Origin of the sequence: Bosea beijingensis (assembly GCF_030758975.1) — a bacterium.
Taxonomy (GTDB): Bacteria; Pseudomonadota; Alphaproteobacteria; order Rhizobiales; family Beijerinckiaceae; genus Allobosea; species Allobosea beijingensis.
Genome location: NZ_CP132359.1, coordinates 1455045 through 1475509, shown reverse-complemented (window position 1 = coordinate 1475509; position 20465 = coordinate 1455045). Strand labels below are relative to the sequence as shown.

Sequence of the window (20465 nt, the reverse complement as noted above, 5' to 3'; positions counted from 1 at the left end):
ATGACACGCGACATCGCAGCAAGACGGCACAACGCCATCCTGGCGAAGCTCGACGAGACGGGCTCCGTCACGGTGGAGGAGTTGGCGCAGGCGCTCGATGTCTCGCGCGAGACGATCAGGCGCGATCTCAAGGCGCTGTCGGCCGGGAGCCTGCTCGCGATCGTCCATGGCGGAGCGATCCGCAACGAGCGTTCGGAAGCCTCCTTCGCCAGCCGCCGAACGGTGAATCGCGCCGGCAAGGAGACGATCGCCGATCTCGCGGTTTCGCTGATCGGCGACGGCATGACCGTCCTGCTCGATTCCGGCACGACGACCGAGGCGCTGGCACGGGCCCTGGCCCGCTCCGACCGCAAGCGCCTGATCGTACACACCACCTCGCTGGAGAACGCCCGGCTTGTCAGCAGGCTCGCGGGTACCCGCGTCTTCCTGATCGGCGGCGAATTCGACCGCAACGAGGATGCGACGACCGGCCCGGAGACGTTGCGAGCAATCGCGCGGCTTTCCGCCGATTTCGCCTTCGTCAGCGTCGGTGGCGTCGATCCGGACGGGCACCTGACCGACTATACCCGCGCCGGCGCCGCAACCCGCACCGCCCTGCTGAACGCGGCCGAGCAGGGCTTCCTGATGGCCGACAACAGCAAGTTCGGGCTCGTCCTGCCCAGCCGTATCGGCAGCGACAAGGCTTGCGCCGGGCTGCTGGTCGATCAGGCCCCGCCCGCCCCGCTCGCGGCGAAACTGGCCGAGCAAGGGGTTCAAATTCACGCCGGATAGCTTGCCCGTTTTTGTGGTTTTTTGTTGTTTTCTGAATTCGCCGCGCTAAGCTGCCTTTTATCGCGGAGGCGCTCATGTCCATTCCCACCCAATCTCGTGTCGTCATCATCGGCGGCGGCATCATCGGCTGCTCGGTCGCCTATCACCTGACCAAGCTCGGCTGGCGCGACGTGCTGTTGCTGGAACAGGGGCGCCTCTCCTCGGGCACGACCTGGCATGCGGCCGGCCTTGTCGGTCAGCTCCGCAGCCAGTCCAGCATGACGCGCCTGATCCGCTATTCGACGGAACTCTACGCCTCGCTCGAGAGCGAGACCGGGCTCGCCACCGGCTGGAAGCGCTGCGGCTCGGTTTCGGTCGCGCGCACCGAGGAGCGGATGACGCAATTGCGCCGGACGATCTCCGCGGCGCGAGCACAGGGCGTCGAGATCGAGGAGCTGAGCCCACAGGAGGCCGGCGAGAAATGGCCGGTGATGCGCACCGACGATCTCGTCGGCGGCGTCTGGCTGCCCGGTGACGGCAAGGCCAACCCCTCCGACATCACGCAGGCGCTGGCGCGCGGCGCCCGCAGCGGCGGCGCGACCGTGCGCGAGGGCATCCGCGTCACCGGGATCGAGACGGAGAAGGGCCGGGTCAAGGCCGTACAAACCGATCAGGGCCGGGTCGAATGCGAGGTGCTGGTGATCTGCGCCGGGCAATGGTCGCGCACGATCGGGCAGATGTGCGGCGTCTCGGTGCCGCTGCATTCGGCCGAGCATATGTACATCGTCACCGGCAAGATCGCCGGCGTCTCGCCGGACCTGCCGGTGATGCGCGATCCCGACGGCTATATCTACTTCAAGGAGGAGGTCGGCGGCCTCGTCATGGGCGGGTTCGAGCCCGACGCCAAACCCTGGGGCATGGACGGCATCCCCTACCCGTTCGAATTCCAGCTCCTGCCCGACGACTGGGACCAGTTCGGCATCCTGATGGAGAACGCCCTGCAGCGCGTGCCGGCGCTGGAGACCGCCGAGATCAAGACCTTCCTCAACGGCCCCGAGAGCTTCACGCCGGACAACAACTTCCTGCTCGGCGAGGCGCCCGAGGTGGCCGGCGTCTATATCGGCGCCGGCTTCAACTCGATGGGCATCGCCTCGGCCGGCGGCGCCGGCCGGGCGCTGGCCGAATGGATCGTCGAGGGCGAGGCGACGAGCGATCTCTGGCCCGTCGACATCCGCCGCTTCGCCGATTTCAACAGCAACCCGGCTTGGCTGAAGGACCGCATCAAGGAGACGCTCGGGCTGCACTACGCCATGCCCTGGCCGAACCGCGAGCTCGACACCGCCCGCCCCTTCCGGCGCTCGCCGCTCTATGACCGGCTTGCGGCCAAGGGCGCCGTCTTCGGCTCGAAGATGGGCTGGGAGCGCGCGAACTATTTCGCCCGCACCGAAGCCGAGCGCACGATCGGCTATTCCTTCGGGCCGCAGAACTGGTTCGAGACCGTCGCGGCCGAACACCGAGCCTGCCGCGAAGCGGCCGGGCTCGTCGACATGTCGAGCTTCGCAAAATTCCTGCTGCAGGGGCCGCAGGCCGAGGCCGCCCTGCAGCGCCTCGCCGCCAACGATGTCGCCGTGCCGGTCGGCACCTCCGTCTATACAGCGCTGCTCAATGCCCGAGGTACATTCGAGAGCGATCTCACCGCCGCCCGGATCGCTCCCGACACCTATCTCCTGCTGACAGGTACCGCCCAGGCGACGCGCGACGCGCACTGGATCAGGCGCCAGCTCCCCGAGGGCGTGACGCTGACCGACGTGACCTCGTCTTATGCCGTGCTCTCGCTCGCAGGACCAAAGGTGCCGGAGATCCTCAGCCGCCTCTCGCCGACCTCCTTCGACCTCGCCGACTTCCCGGCCAACGCGATCCGCAAGATCACGATCGGCTATGCCACGACCTGGGCCTGCCGCCGCTCCTATCTCGGCGACGGTTTCGAGCTCTATGCTCCCGTCGAGTTCACCGCCGCGATCTATGATGCGCTGCACGAGGCCGGAGCCGATCTTGGACTGGTGGACGCCGGCTACTACGCCGTCGACTCGCTGCGCATCGAGAAGGGTTTTCGCGCCTGGGGCCGCGAGCTGACCCCGGACGTCAACCCTTACGAAGCGGGCCTCGGCTTCGCGGTGAAGCTCAACAAGGGCGAGTTCCTCGGCCGCGAGGCGCTGGTCGTCGCCAAGGCCGCGCCGCGCACGAAACGCCTGATCGCTCTTGTCGGGCCGCGCCCGGACGGGCAGATGGCCTGGGGTGGCGAAGCGATCCTGGCGGATGGCAAGCCGGTCGGCGAGATCACCTCGGCCGCCTTCGGCGCGAGCCTGGACGGCATCGTGGCGCTGGGCTGGGCCTCAAGCGATCAGCCAATCGACCAGACCTGGCTCGATGCGCGGAGCTGGTCTATCGACCTCGCCGGCACAGCCGTTCCGGTCAGCGCCAGCCTCACGGCGCCGCTCGACCGCAAGGCATAGCCGGGAAACGCGACCATGACCGAGGCCCATTCCTCACATGCTCCGGCCCCGGGGCGGGACTTCAAGGTGCAGAAGCCCGACCACATTCTGACGCTGTCCTGTGAGGACCGGCCCGGCATCGTCCATGCCGTCAGCGGCGTGCTCTACCGCCAGGGCTGCAATATCCTGGAGAGCGCGCAGTTCAGCGATCCGCGCGACGGCCGCTTCTTCATGCGCGTCGCCTTCGCGGCGGGCGCGCGCTTCGACGAGGCCGCGTTTCGGCGCGAGTTCGACGGCATCGCTGGCACGTTCCGCATGGACTGGGACACGATCGATGCCGCTGCTCCGGCGCGGGTGCTGCTGATGGTCTCGCGCTTCGGCCATTGCCTGAACGACCTGTTGTTCCGGCAGGCCACCGGCAACCTGAACATCGAAATCCCGGCGATCGTCTCCAATCACCGCGATTTCGAGGCGCTGGCCAAGAGCTACGGCATCCCCTTCCACTATCTGCCGGTCACGCCGGCGACCAAGGCCGAACAGGAAGCGCGATTGCTGGAGATCGTCGCGGAGACGAACTCCTCGCTGGTCGTGCTCGCGCGCTACATGCAGGTTCTCTCGAACGATCTCTGCCAGGCGCTGGATGGACGGGCGATCAATATCCACCACTCCTTCCTGCCGAGCTTCAAGGGCGCCAAGCCGTATCACCAGGCCTATGATCGCGGCGTGAAGCTGATCGGCGCGACCGCCCATTACGTCACGCCCGATCTCGACGAAGGCCCGATCATCGACCAGGACGTCGGCCGTGCCGATCATTCGCTGGCGCCGGACGATCTGGTCAGCGCCGGTCGCGATATCGAGGCGGTGGTGCTGGCGCGAGCGCTCAAGCTCCATATCGAGCGCCGCGTCATGCTGGCAGGTCGCCGCACGGTGATCTTCCGCTAGGCTCAGGCGAAGGCGACGTTCCGCGTCTGCGCCCGCAGGCGCGGGTCCTGCGAGCGAATCTCAACCGGCCGGCCGTCGAGGATCTCGAAGCAGCGCGCCAGCGTGTCGTCCGAGAGCCGCCGCATCGCCTCCGCGGTGAAGAAGGTCAGGTGCGGGAACAGGATAACGTCGTCGCGGCCGAACAACGGGCTGAGCGGATGCCCGTAGCGTGCGAGCGGCTCCTGGCTGTAGACGTCGAGCCCGACGCCGCCGAGCTCGCCCGCCAGCACCGCCTCGACCAGCGCCGCCTCGTCGATCAGCGCGCCGCGCGAGACGTTCACGAAGATCGCATCGGGCCTGAGGCAGGCGAGCTCGGCCCGGCCGATGATGTGGCGCGTCGCGTCGTTGAGCACGCTGTGCAGCGAGACGAGATCGCATCGCCGGAGCATCGCGTGGAGATCATCGACCTTCTCGATCCCGGAGGCGGCCATGGTCGCGGCATCGACATGCGGGTCGTAGCCGAGGACGCGCGCGCGAAACCCCTCCCCCGCCATGCGAGCCATGCTGCGCCCGATCTTGCCGGTGCCGACGAGGCCCAGCGTCGCACCGGAAATGTCGCGGCCGAGCCAGCGCGCTGCCGGCCAGATCCAGCCTTCGCGATCCATGGCGCGGCCGATCTCCGGCAGGCGCTTCGCCAGCGCGATCATCAGCGCGAAGGCGCCCTCCGCGACCGTCTCCTCGGCATATTCGGGCACGTTGACGACAGGGATGCCGCGCGCGATCGCGGCGGGGATGTCGATCGCGTCGATGCCGACGCCGTATTTGACGATGCCCCTGAGTTTTGGCGCCGCCGCGATCACCCGCGCAGTCACCGGCGTGTAGCACATCAATAGCAGGTCGGCGTCGGCGACCTCCCGTATCAGCCCCTCCTGCGAAACCCCGTCGGGAAGCGTGACGAGTTCGACGCCGCGGGCGCGAAGCCCTGCGTCGATCTCCGGGCATTCCAGCTCCCGGTCGGTGCGGACAGCCTTCATCGTCGTCCTCCTCAGCCGGCCAGGATCGCCTGCTCGACGATGCCGAGAGCGCGTTCGAGATCGGCCCGCGCGATCACCATCGGCGGCGACAGGGTCAGCACATTGCCCTGGCTGATCTTGAAGCTGAGCCCCGCTTCAAGGCAGCGATAATAGACGCGCTCGGCCAAGGCGTTGTCCGGCGTCCAGGCATCGCGGTCCGAGACCAGCTCGACTCCGAACAGCAGGCCACGCCCGCGCACGTCGCCGACGGCCGGGCAGCTTGCGCCGAAGTTCCGCAGGCGCTCCATCGCGTAGGCGCCAAGCTCGGCAGCGCGCTCGGTCAGCCCCTCCTCGCGGATGATGTTGATCGTGGTCAGCGCAGCGCGGGTGGTGACCGGGTTCTTCTCATGGGTGTAGTGGCCGATCGCGTAGCCACCGGCGACATCGAGATCGTGCCGCGCCACCACGGCGGCGATCGGCAGGATGCCGCCGCCCAAAGCCTTGCCGAGCACGACCATGTCGGGCTGAACGTCGTCATGCTCATGCGCGAAGAAGCGCCCGGTCTTGCCGAGCCCGGTCGGAATCTCATCGAAGATCAGCAGCGTGCCGTGCCGGTCGCAGGCCTCGCGTACGCTCTTCCAGAAGCCGGGCGCCGGCGGATACGGCGTCGCCCGCATCGGCTCGGCGACGACGGCCGCGACATCCCCTTCCCGCGCCAGCACATAGGAGATCATGCGGGCGCAGGCGCGCGCCGAGTCCTCCAGATTGTCATGGCCATAGGCGCAGTTGCGGGTGCCCCAGGGCGCGACATGCTCGGCGCCCGGCAATAACGGGCCGGCAATGCCGGAGCGGAAGGTCGCCTCGCCGCCGACGCTTGAGGCGCCGAAGCCGGCACCGTGGAAGGCATCCCAGAAGGACAGGGTCTTGAAGCGGCCGGTCGCGGCGCGCGCGAGCCGGAGCGCCACCTCGATCGCGTCCGAGCCGCCGGTGGTGAAGAGCACCTTGCCGAGATCGCCCGGCGCCATCCGTGCGAGCGTCTCGGCCAGTTCGACGGCGGGCTCGCAGGTGAAGCGGCGTGGCGCGAAGCAGAGTTCGTCGAGCTGCGCCTTGATCGCCTCCTTCAGGCGGGGATGGCCATAGCCGATATGGTGGACGCTGTTGCCATGGAAATCCATGTAGCGGCGCCCCATCGTGTCCTCGATCCAGATGCCTTCCGCCTTGGCGATGGCCGTGAGGCACGGGCTGGACAGGCTCTGATGCAGGAAGGCGGCGGAGTCCCGCGCGAGCAACTCGCGCGTCCCAGCATCGCCGATGCCGGCCGACCAGTCGCTACGAGCAGCGGAGGTGTTGGATTCGCCTTCGGTGTGGACGATGGCGGCGGTTTCGGCGCGCATGGCAAGGTCTCGGTTCGCGCCGGTCGGGCGCTGTCGAGAGTTACAATGCCTGCGCGGGATTGATCTGAAAAATCGCTATTTCATATCCAAGTATAAATTTTAGCGATATCGTTCAGGATTGGCTTCTCGAGGTTCCGCCTGCCATGCGCTATGTCCAGCTCCGTGCGTTCCATCAGGTCGCGCTGTCCGGGGGCTTCTCGAAGGCGGCGCTGGCGCTCAACCTCACCCAGCCGGCGATCTCGGATCAGGTCCGGAAACTGGAGGAGGAATACGACGTCGCGCTGTTCAGCCGCCGCCATCGCCAGATCGTCCTGACGCCGGCCGGGCAGAGGCTGCTCACTTTGACGCATCGCCTGTTCGGGGCCGAGGGCGAGGCGCTGGAGCTCCTGCAGGAGGAGCGTTCGCTGCGCACTGGCGCGCTCAGGATCGTCGCCGATTCCGTGCATCACGTGCTCGATGTGCTTACCGACTTCCGCGAACGCCATCCCGGCATCCAGGTCTCGATCGCGCAGGGCAATACCGGCAGCATCGTCGAGACGCTGATCGGCTACGATGCCGAGATCGGCGTGCTCGGCGAACTGGCGGACGAGCGACCTTTCGAAGTGCTGCCGCTCAATGTCTCGCCGATCATCGCCTTTGCGGCGAAGGGCCATCCGGCGGCGATGCATCCAGCGCTTTCATTGCCGGAGCTGGCAGGCTGGCCGCTGGTCATACGCGAGCGTGGATCGCGCACGCGCCAGTTGCTGGAACAGCGGGCGACGGAAATGGGCGTTGCCCTCAGCTACGCGGTCGAAGCTGAGGGGCGCGAGGCCGTGCGCGCCATCGTGGCGGCCGGCGGCGGAATCGGCTTCGTCTCGGCTGCCGAATTCGGCGAGGACGATCCCATGCTCGTCCGCATCCCGCTCGCCGGGCCGCCGCTCCTGATGCACGAGAAGCTGATCTGCCTGCATGAGCGCCGCAACAGCAAGGCGATCCAGGCCTTCTTCGCGCTGGCGCGGTCTTTGCGCGGGTGAGCGGCGCTAGGGGAGCGCCCTTCCCGTCCGAAGCGCATGAGCCCAATCGGCCCGCCCGCTCTCCTCGGCACGCCGGGCCGAGCGCTCCCAATCATAGACCGCGAGATGATGCTCGACCGCGATCTCCAGGCCGAGCGTGACGATGGCGAAGCGGGCATGGGGCATGCCGCTTTCGGAGACATGGGCAGGCTTCGTATCGCGATAGGCCGGATTGCCGACGCTGCCGGGATTGAGGACCACCGCGCCGGAGCTCAACCTCGCCGTGCGCGCTTGATGGCTGTGCCCGCAGAGCATCAAGGGTGCCGCCCGCCCGGCGAGGCGTTGCTCGATCGTTAGGATCGGCGACGGCACGAGATAGCCGTTCCGGACCTCCTCCATCAGATAGGTCGAGTCGTTGCCTGGGCAGGCATGGAAGCAGAGCGCGCCCTCTACCATGATTTCGACCGGCAGGCCGGCGAGCCAGGTGCGGGCCTCAGGATCGAGCGCCTGCCAGGCATAGCTATCCGAGGTGCCGAGTTCGTCGGGCGAGGTCGCGCCCATCGCCCGGTCGTGATTGCCCCGGACATGGCTCATCGCCCGTGATCTCAGCAGCGCTGTCGTCTCGGCCGGCCAGAGCGGGCCTGAGGCACAATCGCCGAGATTGACGATGCGATCCGGCGCGAGCGCATCGAGCTTCGCCAGCACCGCTTGGAGCGCCGGCAGGTTGCCATGGATATCGGCGATCACTCCAAGACGCACAGCCGGCATCCTAACGCTGGCGCCATTGCTGCAGGCGGCCGAAGACCAAATGGTCGAGGCCGACATGGGCGAGCTTCACGGCGATGGCGGTCGCCATGATGACGCTCGCCATGCCGGCGGCGGAAGCCATGGCGCCAGCCTCATCCATATGGACGATCGCGATCGAGGCGAGCTTGGTGTCGGCCCCGTAGAGGAAGATCACGGCGGAGACCGTCGTCAGCGCGTTGACGAAGACATAGACCGCGATGTCGAGGATCGCCGGGAGGCAGATCGGCGCGGTCACGCGGCGGAAGGTCGACCAGAACGGCACCTTGAGCGAGGCAGAGACCGACTCGAACTCGCTGTCGAGCTGCTTCAGGCTGGTCAGCGCCGTGATGTGCCCGACCGTGTAGAAATGCGCGACGGTATTGATCACCAGGATCGCCAGCGTCCCATAGAGGAAACCGAGCGGGTTCCAGCCGGCATTGTAGAAGAAGACGTAGCCGAGGCCGAGCACGAGGCCGGGCACCGCCATCGGCAGCATAGCCAGGAACTGGGCGAAGGCGCGCAGCCGCGGGAAGAGCTTCACCTTCTCGATCAGATAGGCGCCGGTAAAGATCAGCGCCGTGCCGATCACCGCCGTCAACGAAGCCAGCAGCAGCGAGTTGCGGTAAGGCCCCCAGCCCTCAGGCTCGACCGTCGAGAAGTCGTAATTGCCCAGGGTCAGCGAGAGATTGTAGGGCCAGTATTTGACGAAGGAGCCCCAGAAGGCGACCGCGTAAGGCCCGACGATGGCGAGCGCGATCAGGCTGACGAAGCCGAGCAGGGCAAGGTCGCGGCGCCGCTCCGGCTTGGGAACGTAAGGGACGGCGCGGGCCGAAAGCATGGCGCTCTGGCGCCGCTGCACGACGCGATCGACGAAGAAGGCGAGCACGGCCGGCACGAGCAGGATGATGCCGACGACGGCGCCCATTGGGAAATTCTGCTGGCCGACGACCTGCCGGTAGGCGTCGGTCGCCAGCACGCTGAACTGGCCGCCGATGACTTTGGGAATGCCGAAATCGGTGATGACCAGCGTGAAGACGACGAAGGTCGCGCTGATCACGCCATAGCGCGCGCCCGGCAGGGTGATCGTGTGGAAGATGCGCCAGCGCGAGGTGCCCATCGCGTCCGCAGCCTCGCGCAGGCGCCCGTCCGAGAGCGCCAGCGCCGTGACGAGGATCAGCATCGCATGCGGGAAGCTGTAGAGCGCCTCCGCCGCGATGATGCCGACGGGGCCATAGAGCGAGGCGCCCATCATCCAGGACTTCAGGATGCCCTGGTTGCCAAAGAGATAGATCAGCGCCAGCCCCGACAGCAGCGAAGGCGCGAAGACCGGGATCATCGCCGCGGCGTAGAAGGCGCCCTTGGCCGGGATGCAACTGCGACGCAGCGCATAGGCGTAAAGGAAAGCCAGCGGCACCACGATCACGGTGGTCGCGCCGGCGACGAGCAGGCTGTTCAGCAGCGAATAGAACAGGCTCGGCGTCGTCGCGTAGCTGACGAAATTGGCGAGGCCGACGAACTTCCCGTCCGTGTTTTCCAGGCTCTTGGAGAGCAGCGACCAGAGCGGCAGCGCGATGATCAGGACGAGCACCGCGCAGAGCGCCAGGATCAGCGCGCCGGCGACATGGCGCTCGCTGATCCGCAGCGGCGCGACTTTCACGGGTGCATCGGTCATCGGCAAGGGCGGTGCGAGATCGCTCATCGTCCGTCGCCTGCAAAGACATGCAGGGCCTCGGGCGGAAAGGCGACGGAGCGCACCTGCCCGGGAACGATGCCGAGATCGCGCATGGCATTGGTCGAGAAATCGGCGGCGATCCGGGTCTTGCGCGAACCGGTCGGCTCGAGATGCGCCCGGCAATAGGAGCCGAGGAAGGCAAGGTCCCCGATCGTCGCCTCGAAGCGGTTCGGCGTGTCATCGCCGATGCTGCGGGTGCGCACCTCTTCGGGGCGCATCGCGAGCCTGACCGGCGTGCCGACGGCGAAGGGCGTGGCATTGGCTACGACGAGGTCGAGCTCGTCGACGCGGACCTTGCCCGGGCCGGTCACGATCGCGTCCATGAAGGTCATATGCCCGACGAAATCGGCGACGAAGGGCGTGGCCGGGCGGCGGTAGATCTCCTCGGGCGAGCCGACCTGCTCGACGGCGCCGTCGCGCATCACGACGATGCGGTCGGCCATGGCGAGCGCCTCCTCCTGGTCATGCGTCACCATGATCGTGGTCACGCCGAGCCGCTGCTGCAGCGAGCGCATCTCGTCGCGCAGGCGGACACGGACCTTGGCATCGAGCGCCGAGAGCGGCTCGTCAAGCAGCAGCAGTTCCGGCGAGGTGGCGAGCGCGCGCGCCAGCGCCACGCGCTGCTGCTGTCCGCCCGAGAGCTGGACCGGATACTTCCTGCCCTGGTCCGGCAGGCCGACGAGCGCCAGAAGCTCATTGACCCGCTTGGCGATCTCGTCACGCGAGCGGCGCCGGTTGACCAGCCCGTAGCCGACATTGTCGGCGACGGTCAGATTGGGAAAAAGCGCATAGGACTGGAAGACGATGCCGAAATCGCGCTCTGAGGGGCTGGCATGCGACACGTCGCGTCCGCCCATATGGATGGTGCCGCTATCCTGCAGGTCGAGCCCGGCGACCGCCCGCAGCAAAGTGGTCTTGCCGCAGCCGGAGGGGCCGAGGAAGCAGACGAACTCGCCCCGATGGATATCGAGATCGATGTCGCGCAACGCCCGGAACGCGCCGAAATTCTTGGCGAGATTGCGGACCGAGAGGAACGGGGTCGTGTTTGTGGACATCGGGCCGGCCTTCATCTGAACGGGCAGAGATCCGCCCCGCGCAGCAGCGGGACTTCTCCTGACGTCTTGCACAGACCGTGCCGCCGGCCGCCCAAGCGGCCGGCGGCACGGCAGAGGCTCAGTTCTTCGGCGCAGCCTTGGACTCGTAGCGCTTCGACCACTCGGCGAGCACGCGGTCGCGATTGTCGGCCATCCAGCCGAGATCGTTCTTGATCATGCCGGCTTCGGCATTGGCGGGGTAGTTGGCCGGCTTGGAGCCGACGCCGGGCGCGGCGACGATCGCATAGGTCTTCGAATAGAGCTCGTTGGCATCCTTCGTGGTCGACCAGTCGGCGATCTTCTTGGCGAGCGCGAGGTTCTTGGACCCCTTGACGATGGCGCTGGCCTCCATCTCCCAGCCCACGCCCTCCTTCGGGATCACGACCTCGATCGGCGCGCCCTTGCTCTTCTCGGAAGCGCCGCGCATGTCGAGCGCCAGACCGATGGTGCGCTCGCCGCGCGCCGCCTGGACGCAAGGCGCCGAGCCCGAATGCAGGTAGGCGCCGATATTCTCGTGCAGCCCGTCCATGAACTTCCAGCCCTCGGCCTCGCCCATGCTCTGCAGCCAGCCGGCGACCATGAGGTAGCCGGTGCCGGAGGAAGCCGGATGCGGCATCACGATCTTGCCCTTGAAGGCCGGGTTGAGCAGGTCCTTCCAGGAGCTCGGGACCGGGACGCCCTTGGCCTCGGCGGTATTGTAGCAGACGACGCCGAGATAGGCGTCCATGCCGGTCCAGGTATAGGGCTCCTTCTCGTCGCGGAAGACCGGCTTCAGCGCGTCGGCGCCGGCAGGCTTGTAGGTTTCGAGCAGGCCGGCCTTCTCGAACATCAGCAGGCTCGAGGCCGCCAGACCCATCACCATGTCGGCGCGGGGATTGTCCTTCTCGGCGAGGAAGCGGGCGGTGATGACGCCGGTGGAATCGCGGACCCAGACGACCTCAGCCTCGGGCACGGCCTTCTCGATCGAGGCCTTGAAGGGTCCGAGCTGGTCGTTCTCCAGGGCGGTGTAGACGGTCACCTTCGTCTTCTGCGCCTGGGCGACGCCCGGAAACGCGAGCGCGATGGCCCCGATGACGCAGGAAGCAAGCCAGTTCTTCATATTATCATCCCCTGTTTTTCGATTGGTTTGAACGCTCTTGCGACGTTTTCTTCCCCTGACAGACGAAAACGCAGGCGGATCGCTCCGCCTGCGTTGGCTTTTCTTGTTTCACGCGGTCCAGGGCATGGACCACGTCTTGACGTTGGTGAAGGACTTCATCGCCTCGACGACGCCCTCCTTGTAGCCGAGGCCGGAATCCTTGATGCCGCCAAACGGGGACATCTCGATCCGGTAGCCCGGGACCTCCCAGAGGTTGACCGTGCCAACCTCCAGATCGGCGACGAAGCGCTGGATGTAATCGTAGCGGTTAGTGCAGATGCCGGAAGAGAGGCCATAGGCGGTGGAGTTCGAGATCCGGATGACCTCGGCGATGTCGTCGGGCACGCGAATGATCGGGATCACCGGACCGAAGGTCTCCTCATGCACCAGCTCGCAGGTGTAGGGGATCTTGTCGACCACGGTCGGGTGGAACAGCGCGCCTTCCGCCCGCTTGCCGTAGAGAACCTCGGCGCCCTTGGTCACCGCGTCGTCGACGCGGGCCTGGAAGAGCGCGGCCGAGCGGGCGTTGATGACACAGCCGACATCGGTATTCGGTTCCATCGGATCGCCGCATTTCAGCTTCTTGGCTTTCTCGACGACGAGCTTGGAGAAGGCGTCGGCGACGCTCTCGACCACGAGGATGCGCTTCACCGCCGTGCAGCGCTGGCCGGAATTCTTGGTCGCGCCGGTGACGGCAAGCTCCGCCGCCTTGTCGAGATCGGCATCCTCCATGACGATCAGTGGATCGTTGCCGCCGAGCTCCAGCACGATGCGCTTGTAGCCCGCCGTATCGGCGATGTGCTTGCCGACGCGGACCGAGCCGGTGAAGGTCACCAGATCCGCGTCCGGGTCGGTGATCATCGCATCGCCCATGGTCGAAGGGTTGCCGGTGACGACCGAGAGCATCTCCGGCGGCAGGCCGGCCTCGTAGAGCACGTCGGCGAGCGCCAGCGCGGTCAGCGGGGTCAGCTCCGTCGGCTTCAGCACGAGGCGGTTATTGGTCGCGATCGCCGGGGCCAGCTTGTGGCTGACCATGTTGAGCGGGTGGTTGAACGGGGTGATCGCCGAGATCACGCCGAGCAGCGGCTGGCGCGTGGTGAAGATCTTGCGCGCCTTGCCGTTCGGCGAGATGTCGCAGGAGAACATCTCGCCATCGTCCTTGATGGTGAGCTGGGCCGCGAAGGACCAGACGTCATAGGCGCGGCTGGCCTCGTAGAGCGAATCCTTCCAGCACAGGCCGGCTTCCGCCGTGATGAGCTTGGCGAAAAGCTCCTTGCGGTCGCGCAACAACTCGGCCGTCTTCTGCAGGATCTGCTGGCGCTCGTAGCGGGAGAGCGTCGGCTTGAACGCTTTCGCCTTGGCGAAGGCCTCGCGGACATGCTCGGGCCGGGCGGCCGGGATCAGGCCGACGACGCTGTCGTCATAGGGGTTCCTGACCTCGACCATGTCGTCGGTCGTGACCAGCTTGCCGGCGATGCGCATCGCCTCGCGCCGCACCGGCGGCTTCACCGTCGCGTTCATCTCAGTTCACCAGGTTCAGGGCGACGTCGAAGACGTCGAAATTGCGGAGCGTGCGGCCCATCGGCACCGTTATCGGCCGGTTGGCGATCATCGGCACGCGCTGCTCGGTGATGCCGCCATGCGAGCGCAGCGGCTCGGTCAGGCCCGAGAGATCGTGCCTGTCGGGCGAGGTGCCGATCACCTTCCGGCGGGTCGAGACGACCACGACATCGCCGATCCGGTCGGCCGGCAGTTCGAAGCGCTCGCAGGCCTCGGCAGACGTCACCGCCAGCGCGATGCCGTCGAGGCCGGAGATGCGGGCCGCGACCTCCTCCTGGCTGGCGCCATCGGGCAGGTAGACCGTGGCGAAGGAGCCGAGCGCGCCGTGATGAACGACATAGGGGTCGGTGATCGGCAGGATCACGCGCATCGTGCCCTTGCCGTACCACTCGTCCATCAGGCTCTGGAGATAGACGACATCCGGCTCGCCATTGGCGAGATGCTTGTCGTTCATGCCGTGGTCGGCGGTGATGACCAGCGTGCAGCCGAGCGCATCGAGCTTGCCGACATAGGCGTCGAACATGGCGTAGAACGAGTCCGCCATCTCCGAACCCGGCCCCGCCTTGTGCTGCACATAGTCGGTGGTCGAGAGATACATCAGGTCCGGCTTGAAGGTCTCCAGCAGCTTGACGCCGGCGGCGAAGACGAATTCCGAGAGATCGGCCGAATAGACCGACGGGACCGGCATGCCGACGAAATCGAGCACGTTCTCGATGCCGTTCTCGGCCTTGTTGGCCTTGTCGGCCTTCTCCGACGAGAAGGCGATCGCGCTGCCGGCGGTGAAGTCGAGCCCCTTGCCGAGCAGGGTGCGCAGCTTGTCCTTGGCGGTGACCATCGCGACCTTGAAGCCGGCCTTCTGGAACTCGGCCAGGATGGTCGGCGCCCGCAGGAAGCGGGCATCGTTCATCATCACCTCTTCCTTGGCCTCGCGGTCATAGAAGAAGTTGCCGGCAATGCCGTGCCAGACCGGCGGGCGGCCGGTGATGATCGAGAGGTTGTTCGGGTTGGTGAAGCTCGGGATGACCGAATAGGCGTGCGTGCTGGCACCGGTCTTCATGATCCGGTCGAGGTTCGGCGTCAGGCCCTTGGCGCTCGCCGCCTCGATATAGGCCGGCTCCGAGCCGTCCATGCAGATCACCACCGTCGGGCGCTGCGGCCGCGCATATTCGCGACCGTTCGCAACGACATCCGAGCCGATCTTCGTGTGCATCGTCATCTCTGGGCTCCTCACGCGGCCGACTTCAGGCCGACGCCCATTTCATCAAGGACATCCGACACTGTGGCGACGAAGGCCCGCATGTCCTGCGCGCCGAGCGCGCCAATGCAGCCGATGCGGAAGCTGTCGGCGACCGTCAGCTTGCCGGGGTAGATCACGTAGCCGGCATCCTTCAGCGCGTCGTAGAAGCGCTGGAAGACGAAGTTCTTGTCCTCCGGCATGTGGAAGGTGACGATGATCGGCGCCTGCCGGGCCGCCGGCAGCAGCGTGCGGAAGCCGAGCCCTTCCATGCCCTCGATCAGGATGCGGGCGTTCTCGGCATAGCGCTCGCCGCGGCCGGCGACGCCGCCCTCGGCCCAGAATTCCTGCAAGGCCGCGTGGAAGGCGACGATGACATGGATCGGCGGGGTGAAGCGGTACTGGCCGGTGCGCTCGAAGCCGGCATTCTGGTCGTGGAGGTCGAGCACCAGCGTGGTGGCATTGCCCTTGGTCTCGGCGAGAGCGCTCTTGCGGGCGATGACGAAGCCGAGGCCGGGAACGCCCTGGATGCACTTGTTCGAGGAGGCGGCGACCGCGTCGAAATAGACCTCGCGGCTGTCGAGCGGCAGCGCGCCGAAAGCGCTCATCGAGTCGACCAGCAGGCGGCGGCCATGGCGCTTGGCCAGCGCGGCGATCGCCTCGACCGGGTTGCGGATGCCGCTGGTCGTCTCGCAATGGACGGTGAAGATGTGGGTGATCGCCGTGTCGGCGACCAGCATGCGGTCGACCTCGGCGAGATCTGGCGGGGTATCCTCGGCGGTTTCGTGGATGGCGACGGCGCGGCCGGCAATCTCGACGATGCGCTTGGCGCGCTGACCATAGGCGCCGTTGATCAGGATCAGGATCTTGCCATCGCGCGGCACGAAAGTGGTCAACATCGCCTCGACGGCGAAGGTGCCGGAGCCCTGCATCGGCACCGTGACGAAATCATCGCCGCCATGGATGATCTTCGGCAGCTCTTCCAGAACCGCCTTGTTGATGCCGACGAAGGTCGCGTCGCGGGAACCCCAGTCATGGACCATCGCCTCCTTGATTGCCTTGCTGGTGGTCAGCGGGCCGGGCGTGAGCAGGAGCGGATCACCGGTTTCGGAAGAGGCAGGGCGGCGGGCCTGGGCCATGATGGTCTCGCGATGTGTTGCGGCGGATGATCGCGAAGCTAGGAGGGCCGTTGACATAGGTCCAATACATCGTTTCCATATCTCCTATAGATAAGATCTATAGAAACATGGCGATCAGCTATTCCGGCCTTGCAGCCTTCCATGCCGTCGCCGAGGCGCAGAGCTTCACCGGCGCGGCCAAGACGCGCCATGTCAGCCAGCCGACCCTCTCCGCCCAGGTCCGCGGGCTGGAAGATGCCTATGGCGTCAGGCTTTTCGATCGCGCCGGGCGGCAGGTGAAGCTTACTCCGCTAGGGCAGAGTCTTTTCGTCATCACGACCAAACTGTTCTCGGCGGAGGACGAGGCGGAATCGCTGCTTGCCGGCAGCCGCACGCTCCAGCGCGGGCATCTGCGCATCGCCGCCGACAGTGCCACCCATGTCATGGCGGCGCTGGCCCGCATGCGCGAGCGCTATCCGGGCCTGACCTTCTCGCTGACGATCGGCAATTCCTCCGAAGTCGTCGACCAGATCATGGATTTCGCCGCCGATGTCGCGATCACGGCCCGCGCCAATTCCGACCCGCGCATCCACAGCGTCCGGCTGCGCTCGGACGATCTCGTCGCTTTCGTCTCTGACCAGCACGAACTGGCCCGGCACGATCACATGCCGATCGAGGCCTTCGCCGGCCAGGACATCGTGCTGCGCGAGCGCGGCTCGATCACGCGCGAGGTGTTCGAGAACAGGCTCTCGACGGCCGGCATCAAGCCGGCGAACCTGCTGGAGGTGCAGTCGCGCGAGGCGGTGCGCGAGGCTGTCGCCTTCGGCTTCGGAATCGGCGTCGTCTTCGCCGCCGAGTTCAAGCCGGAAGCCGGGCTCAAGCGCATCATCATCACCGGCGCCGATTTCGACGTCGGCGAGTACATCGTCTGCCGGGCGGAGCGCCAGCGTCTGCCGCTGGTGCGCAGCTTCTTCGAGACGGTTCAGGACGTGATCGACGCGCGGTGAGACCCGCGAGCGGGCACGATGCAGGACGGCGCAGTCGGGACTACGATCTGGGGACGTTCCCGAGCCGGCTCTCTGCGGTCAGGCAACAGCAGCTCCGCCGAGCGCCCCCGTCGCTCGGGTCGTGCGGAAAATATCGATGAATTGCTCGTGGAATTGCTTGGGCGCCACGACGAGGCTGCGGCACTGGAGGGGATCGCCTCGGCCGTCGATCTCGGTCGCGAGGCAGCCGGCTTCCCGCGCGATGATCACCCCGGCCGCGAGATCCCAGAGATCGAGCTTGGCGCCTGAGGTCCAGAAGCCGTCGAAGCGCCCCTCCGCGACATAGGCGATCTCCAGCGCCGCCGAGCCCGGGCTGCGGATGCCGGAGACGCGCGGCATGATCGCGGCCATCTCGCGGGCGGCCTTCTCGGTGTCGCCCTTGCCGTTATAGGGAAAGCAGGTTCCGACGACGGCATGGGCCAGCGACTTGCGGCTGGAGCCGTTCAATTTGCGGTCACCGAGATAGGCGCCCTGCCCGGCCACGGCCCAGAACATCTCGCCGCTCAGCGGATTGAAGGTCACGCCGGCCATGACCTCCCCGCCTTCCATCAGGGCGAGCGAGGCCGAGAATTGCGGGATGCCGTGCAGGAAATTGTTGGTGCCGTCGAGCGGATCGATGATGATCCGAAGGCCGTTGCCGGCATCGGCCGTGGCCGCCCCCTCCTCACCAAGCACCGCAACCTCGGGCAGCTTCGCGGCGAGATGCGCCACGATCAGGCGCTCGGATTCGATATCGGCGGCGGAAACGAAGTCGGAGGGACCCTTCTCCAGAATGGGCAGGGCGGCAAGGCGCGCGAAATTCTCGGCGAGCGAGGCGCCGCCGATGCGCGCAGCCTCCTTCATGACCTCGACGATCTCACTGCGGGTCGGAGTGTTGGTGGTCATGGTGGCTGGCCCGGCTGGAAGTGATGCGATGATCGGTCGGCTCACGCCGCCGGCACGACCCCGGCGCGCGGCGCCGCGATCCGGCCGAGCGCCGCCCGGTGGAGTTCGGAATTGGCGGCGGCCAGACAATGCCCACTCGAATGCAGGGTCAGCGGGGCGCCGTCCCAATCCGTGATGACGCCGCCGGCATTGGCGATGACCGGGACATGGGCGAGCACGTCATGCGGGGTGGTGAAGCGATCGATGGCGATGTCGATCCCGCCCGAGGCGAGCCGGCCGTAGGAATAGCAGCTCCCGCCATAGACGCACCAATGCACCGACGAGCGTAGCGCCTGAAAAACCGGCAAGGTCTCAGAGTCGTAGAGCTCGATATTGCTGGTCGAGAGGACGGATTCCGGGAGGAGCTTGCGGCCGGAGGTCGCGACGCGGGTGTCGTTCAGCGTGGTCGGGTAGCCGTCGGCGCCGATCCAGCGCTCGCGCGTCATCGGCTGGTCGATGACGCCGAGGATCGGCACGCCCTTGCGGGTCAGCGCGATCAGCGTACCGAAGACCGGAATGCCGGCGACGAAGGCCTTGGTGCCGTCGATCGGATCGAGCACCCAGACATAGTCGGCATCGGTCGCCTGGGCACCGAACTCCTCGCCCTGGATGCCGTGATCCGGAAAGGCCTCGCCGATGCGGCGGCGCAGTTCCGTCTCGACGCCGCGGTCGATCTCGGTGACCGGGCTGTCGTCGCCCTTGGAGACGAAGGCGTTGTTCGTGCGGGCGGCCTCGCGGATGATCGTGCCGCTCGCGTCGGCCAATCCCTGGGCGAAAGCGATGAAGTTCCTGATGTCGCTAGTCGGCATGACGGACCTGTCCGGGTATCGCTGCTGTGCTCTTGAGGGGGCGCTGGTGCTTGCCGAGCGCGTATTCGAGGTATTTGAAGCAGCGCGTGATCACGAGCGTGATCGTGAGGTAGATCAGCGCCGCCATGATGAAGACCTCGTAGGGCTGGAAGGTGCTGGCGACGATGGTGTTGGCGACGCCGGTCAATTCCATCAGCGTGATCGTGCTGGCGAGAGACGTGCCCTTCAGCATGCCGATCGCCTGGTTGCTGTATGCGGGCAGCATGAGCCGCAATGCGATCGGCAGCACGATGAAGCGCTGGACCTGAAAGGCCGACATGCCGCAGGCGCGCGCCGCCTCCACCTCACCCGCCGGCACGGCCTGGATCGCACCGCGCAGGATGTTCGCCGTATAGGCGGTGGAATGCAGCGCGCAGGCGATCAGGGCACAGACGAAAGGCTGGCGCAGCCAGGGCCAGAGGAAGCTCTGGCGCACGAAATCGAACTGCGCGAGCCCGTAATAGACGATGAAGATCTGCACCAGCAGCGGCGTGCCGCGGAAGAAATAGACGAAGCCGTAGATCGGCGCGCGGGCGAGCCGGGAGCCGTTGGCATAGAGGATGCCGAGCGGCAGCGCGCAGACGAAGCCGATGACCTCCGTCAGCAGCAGCAGCTTGAGGGTGAGGACCGCGCCTTCCAGCAGGCGCGGCAGGCTGTCGATCATGAGCGACAGGTCCATGATCAGACCCTCCGGACGCCGCGGTTCGCGCGGTTTTCAAGCAGCTCGATGATGAGGGAATTGGTGATCGTCAGCAGGAGATAGATGATCGCCGCGACCATGTAGAAATGGAACGGGCTGCGCGTCACCGAAGTGGCGATGTAGCTGACGCGCATCAGCTCTTCGAGCCCGACGACCGAGATCAGCGAGGTGTTCTTGATCAGCGAGATCCAGATATTGCCAAGCGCCGGCAGCGCGTAGCGCCACATCAACGGCAGGCGGATATGGACGAACAGCGTCAGCGGCGACATGCCGAAAGCCTTCGCCGCCTCGATCTGGCCGGGCGGGATGGCGAGGAAGGCGCCGCGGAAGATCTCGGCCGCGTAGCCGCCGAAGACGAGACTCAGCGCCAGCACGCCGGCGCCGAGCGCGGGCATCTCGAAATAGGTGTTCGGCCCGCCGATCCAGCGCAGCGCGGCCGACAAGGCGACGGTGCTGCCGAAATAGACGAGCAGAATGATCAGCAGTTCCGGCGTGCCGCGGATGCAGGTGGTGTAGAGATCGCCCACGGCGCGCAGGGTCCGCGACGAGGAGAGCTTGGCGAGCGCGACGAGGAGCCCGATCGCAAGTCCCGCCAGCAAGGCCAGGAACGCGACCTTGAGCGTGACCATCGTGCCCCAGAAAAGCTGGGCGCCCCAGCCCTGAAAGAGGTCAGCCGTCATCGTTCATTCCCGTGCGGCGAGGATGGTGCCGGGCATGGCCGGC

The 20465-nt window shown here is 66.6% G+C and carries 18 protein-coding genes; 5 read left to right on the top strand and 13 right to left on the bottom strand.

What is annotated here, in order from left to right; all coding sequences use genetic code 11:
• The 3 genes from Q9235_RS07185 to purU all read left to right on the top strand — a co-directional run bounded on the left by Q9235_RS07185 (position 1) and on the right by purU (position 4184).
• The gene (locus Q9235_RS07185; protein WP_306226127.1) at positions 1 to 771 is read left to right on the top strand and encodes a DeoR/GlpR family DNA-binding transcription regulator; all 771 of its coding nucleotides are present in this window, start codon (positions 1 to 3) and stop codon (positions 769 to 771) included.
• Between the two features lie 74 nt (positions 772 to 845).
• A complete protein-coding gene (locus tag Q9235_RS07180) occupies positions 846 to 3263 on the top strand; it encodes a GcvT family protein (protein ID WP_306226126.1) in 2418 nt (805 codons plus the stop codon).
• Positions 3264 to 3278: 15 nt separating this feature from the next.
• Complete coding sequence (gene purU / locus Q9235_RS07175) at positions 3279 to 4184, top strand: formyltetrahydrofolate deformylase (protein WP_306226125.1); 906 nt, start codon at positions 3279 to 3281, stop codon at positions 4182 to 4184.
• 2 nt (positions 4185 to 4186) lie between these two features.
• Here the strand turns inward: purU and Q9235_RS07170 are convergent, their stop codons facing one another.
• Positions 4187 to 5197: a 2-hydroxyacid dehydrogenase gene (locus tag Q9235_RS07170; protein ID WP_306226124.1), complete on the bottom strand. Its 1011-nt coding sequence runs from the start codon at positions 5195 to 5197 to the stop codon at positions 4187 to 4189.
• Positions 5198 to 5208: 11 nt separating this feature from the next.
• Positions 5209 to 6570 carry a (R)-1-hydroxy-2-aminoethylphosphonate ammonia-lyase gene (gene pbfA / locus Q9235_RS07165; RefSeq protein WP_306226123.1) on the bottom strand — a complete coding sequence of 454 codons (1362 nt, stop codon included), beginning with the start codon at positions 6568 to 6570 and terminating at the stop codon, positions 5209 to 5211.
• 143 nt (positions 6571 to 6713) lie between these two features.
• Here pbfA and Q9235_RS07160 point away from each other — a divergent pair, with 143 nt between their 5' ends.
• Positions 6714 to 7583, top strand: coding sequence for a LysR substrate-binding domain-containing protein (locus Q9235_RS07160; RefSeq protein WP_306226122.1), 870 nt, complete (start codon positions 6714 to 6716; stop codon positions 7581 to 7583).
• A gap of 6 nt (positions 7584 to 7589) precedes the next feature.
• Here Q9235_RS07160 and Q9235_RS07155 read toward each other — a convergent pair whose 3' ends face one another.
• The 7 genes from Q9235_RS07155 to Q9235_RS07125 all read right to left on the bottom strand — a co-directional run bounded on the left by Q9235_RS07155 (position 7590) and on the right by Q9235_RS07125 (position 16245).
• Positions 7590 to 8321, bottom strand: a complete 732-nt coding sequence (locus Q9235_RS07155) for a metallophosphoesterase family protein (RefSeq protein ID WP_306226121.1) — start codon at positions 8319 to 8321, stop codon at positions 7590 to 7592.
• 10 nt (positions 8322 to 8331) lie between these two features.
• The gene (locus tag Q9235_RS07150) at positions 8332 to 10047 is read right to left on the bottom strand and encodes a putative 2-aminoethylphosphonate ABC transporter permease subunit (RefSeq protein ID WP_306226120.1); all 1716 of its coding nucleotides are present in this window, start codon (positions 10045 to 10047) and stop codon (positions 8332 to 8334) included.
• On the bottom strand, positions 10044 to 11135 hold the full coding sequence (locus tag Q9235_RS07145; RefSeq protein WP_306226119.1) for a putative 2-aminoethylphosphonate ABC transporter ATP-binding protein: 1092 nt from the start codon (positions 11133 to 11135) through the stop codon (positions 10044 to 10046). Before Q9235_RS07145 ends, Q9235_RS07150 begins: the two co-directional genes overlap by 4 nt.
• 118 nt (positions 11136 to 11253) lie before the next feature.
• The gene (locus tag Q9235_RS07140) at positions 11254 to 12273 is read right to left on the bottom strand and encodes a putative 2-aminoethylphosphonate ABC transporter substrate-binding protein (protein WP_306226118.1); all 1020 of its coding nucleotides are present in this window, start codon (positions 12271 to 12273) and stop codon (positions 11254 to 11256) included.
• 108 nt (positions 12274 to 12381) lie between these two features.
• Positions 12382 to 13833, bottom strand: a complete 1452-nt coding sequence (phnY, locus tag Q9235_RS07135; RefSeq protein WP_306226117.1) for a phosphonoacetaldehyde dehydrogenase — start codon at positions 13831 to 13833, stop codon at positions 12382 to 12384.
• A gap of 1 nt (position 13834) precedes the next feature.
• Positions 13835 to 15082 (bottom strand): phosphonoacetate hydrolase, encoded by a 1248-nt coding sequence (gene phnA / locus Q9235_RS07130; protein ID WP_306228148.1) that lies wholly within the window; start codon positions 15080 to 15082, stop codon positions 13835 to 13837.
• A gap of 17 nt (positions 15083 to 15099) precedes the next feature.
• The gene (locus Q9235_RS07125; protein ID WP_306226116.1) at positions 15100 to 16245 is read right to left on the bottom strand and encodes a 2-aminoethylphosphonate--pyruvate transaminase; all 1146 of its coding nucleotides are present in this window, start codon (positions 16243 to 16245) and stop codon (positions 15100 to 15102) included.
• Positions 16246 to 16352: 107 nt separating this feature from the next.
• Between Q9235_RS07125 and Q9235_RS07120 the strand changes: the two genes are divergently transcribed.
• On the top strand, positions 16353 to 17231 hold the full coding sequence (locus Q9235_RS07120) for a LysR substrate-binding domain-containing protein (protein WP_306226115.1): 879 nt from the start codon (positions 16353 to 16355) through the stop codon (positions 17229 to 17231).
• A 78-nt stretch (positions 17232 to 17309) separates the two neighbouring features.
• Here Q9235_RS07120 and Q9235_RS07115 read toward each other — a convergent pair whose 3' ends face one another.
• Genes Q9235_RS07115 through Q9235_RS07100 form a run of 4 tightly spaced genes read right to left on the bottom strand, consistent with a single transcriptional unit; the run spans position 17310 to position 20422 of the window.
• Positions 17310 to 18155, bottom strand: a complete 846-nt coding sequence (locus tag Q9235_RS07115; protein WP_306226114.1) for an inositol monophosphatase family protein — start codon at positions 18153 to 18155, stop codon at positions 17310 to 17312.
• Between the two features lie 41 nt (positions 18156 to 18196).
• Positions 18197 to 19003: an inositol monophosphatase family protein gene (locus tag Q9235_RS07110; RefSeq protein ID WP_306226113.1), complete on the bottom strand. Its 807-nt coding sequence runs from the start codon at positions 19001 to 19003 to the stop codon at positions 18197 to 18199.
• Positions 18993 to 19721 carry an ABC transporter permease gene (locus Q9235_RS07105; protein WP_306226112.1) on the bottom strand — a complete coding sequence of 243 codons (729 nt, stop codon included), beginning with the start codon at positions 19719 to 19721 and terminating at the stop codon, positions 18993 to 18995. Before Q9235_RS07105 ends, Q9235_RS07110 begins: the two co-directional genes overlap by 11 nt.
• 2 nt (positions 19722 to 19723) lie before the next feature.
• Positions 19724 to 20422, bottom strand: coding sequence for an ABC transporter permease (locus Q9235_RS07100; RefSeq protein WP_306226111.1), 699 nt, complete (start codon positions 20420 to 20422; stop codon positions 19724 to 19726).
• Between the last annotated feature and the right edge of the window lie 43 nt (positions 20423 to 20465).

What these genes read in the sequence shown, in the direction of transcription:
- Q9235_RS07185 (WP_306226127.1), top strand. Translation starts at nt 1, where the DNA reads ATGACACGCGACATCGCAGCAAGACGGCACAACGCCATCCTGGCGAAG.
- Q9235_RS07180 (WP_306226126.1), top strand. Translation starts at nt 846, where the DNA reads ATGTCCATTCCCACCCAATCTCGTGTCGTCATCATCGGCGGCGGCATC.
- purU (WP_306226125.1), top strand. Translation starts at nt 3,279, where the DNA reads ATGACCGAGGCCCATTCCTCACATGCTCCGGCCCCGGGGCGGGACTTC.
- Q9235_RS07170 (WP_306226124.1), bottom strand. Translation starts at nt 5,197, where the DNA reads ATGAAGGCTGTCCGCACCGACCGGGAGCTGGAATGCCCGGAGATCGAC.
- pbfA (WP_306226123.1), bottom strand. Translation starts at nt 6,570, where the DNA reads ATGCGCGCCGAAACCGCCGCCATCGTCCACACCGAAGGCGAATCCAAC.
- Q9235_RS07160 (WP_306226122.1), top strand. Translation starts at nt 6,714, where the DNA reads ATGCGCTATGTCCAGCTCCGTGCGTTCCATCAGGTCGCGCTGTCCGGG.
- Q9235_RS07150 (WP_306226120.1), bottom strand. Translation starts at nt 10,047, where the DNA reads ATGAGCGATCTCGCACCGCCCTTGCCGATGACCGATGCACCCGTGAAA.
- Q9235_RS07145 (WP_306226119.1), bottom strand. Translation starts at nt 11,135, where the DNA reads ATGTCCACAAACACGACCCCGTTCCTCTCGGTCCGCAATCTCGCCAAG.
- Q9235_RS07140 (WP_306226118.1), bottom strand. Translation starts at nt 12,273, where the DNA reads ATGAAGAACTGGCTTGCTTCCTGCGTCATCGGGGCCATCGCGCTCGCG.
- phnY (WP_306226117.1), bottom strand. Translation starts at nt 13,833, where the DNA reads ATGAACGCGACGGTGAAGCCGCCGGTGCGGCGCGAGGCGATGCGCATC.
- phnA (WP_306228148.1), bottom strand. Translation starts at nt 15,082, where the DNA reads ATGCACACGAAGATCGGCTCGGATGTCGTTGCGAACGGTCGCGAATAT.
- Q9235_RS07125 (WP_306226116.1), bottom strand. Translation starts at nt 16,245, where the DNA reads ATGGCCCAGGCCCGCCGCCCTGCCTCTTCCGAAACCGGTGATCCGCTC.
- Q9235_RS07120 (WP_306226115.1), top strand. Translation starts at nt 16,353, where the DNA reads ATGGCGATCAGCTATTCCGGCCTTGCAGCCTTCCATGCCGTCGCCGAG.
- Q9235_RS07115 (WP_306226114.1), bottom strand. Translation starts at nt 18,155, where the DNA reads ATGACCACCAACACTCCGACCCGCAGTGAGATCGTCGAGGTCATGAAG.
- Q9235_RS07110 (WP_306226113.1), bottom strand. Translation starts at nt 19,003, where the DNA reads ATGCCGACTAGCGACATCAGGAACTTCATCGCTTTCGCCCAGGGATTG.
- Q9235_RS07105 (WP_306226112.1), bottom strand. Translation starts at nt 19,721, where the DNA reads ATGGACCTGTCGCTCATGATCGACAGCCTGCCGCGCCTGCTGGAAGGC.
- Q9235_RS07100 (WP_306226111.1), bottom strand. Translation starts at nt 20,422, where the DNA reads ATGACGGCTGACCTCTTTCAGGGCTGGGGCGCCCAGCTTTTCTGGGGC.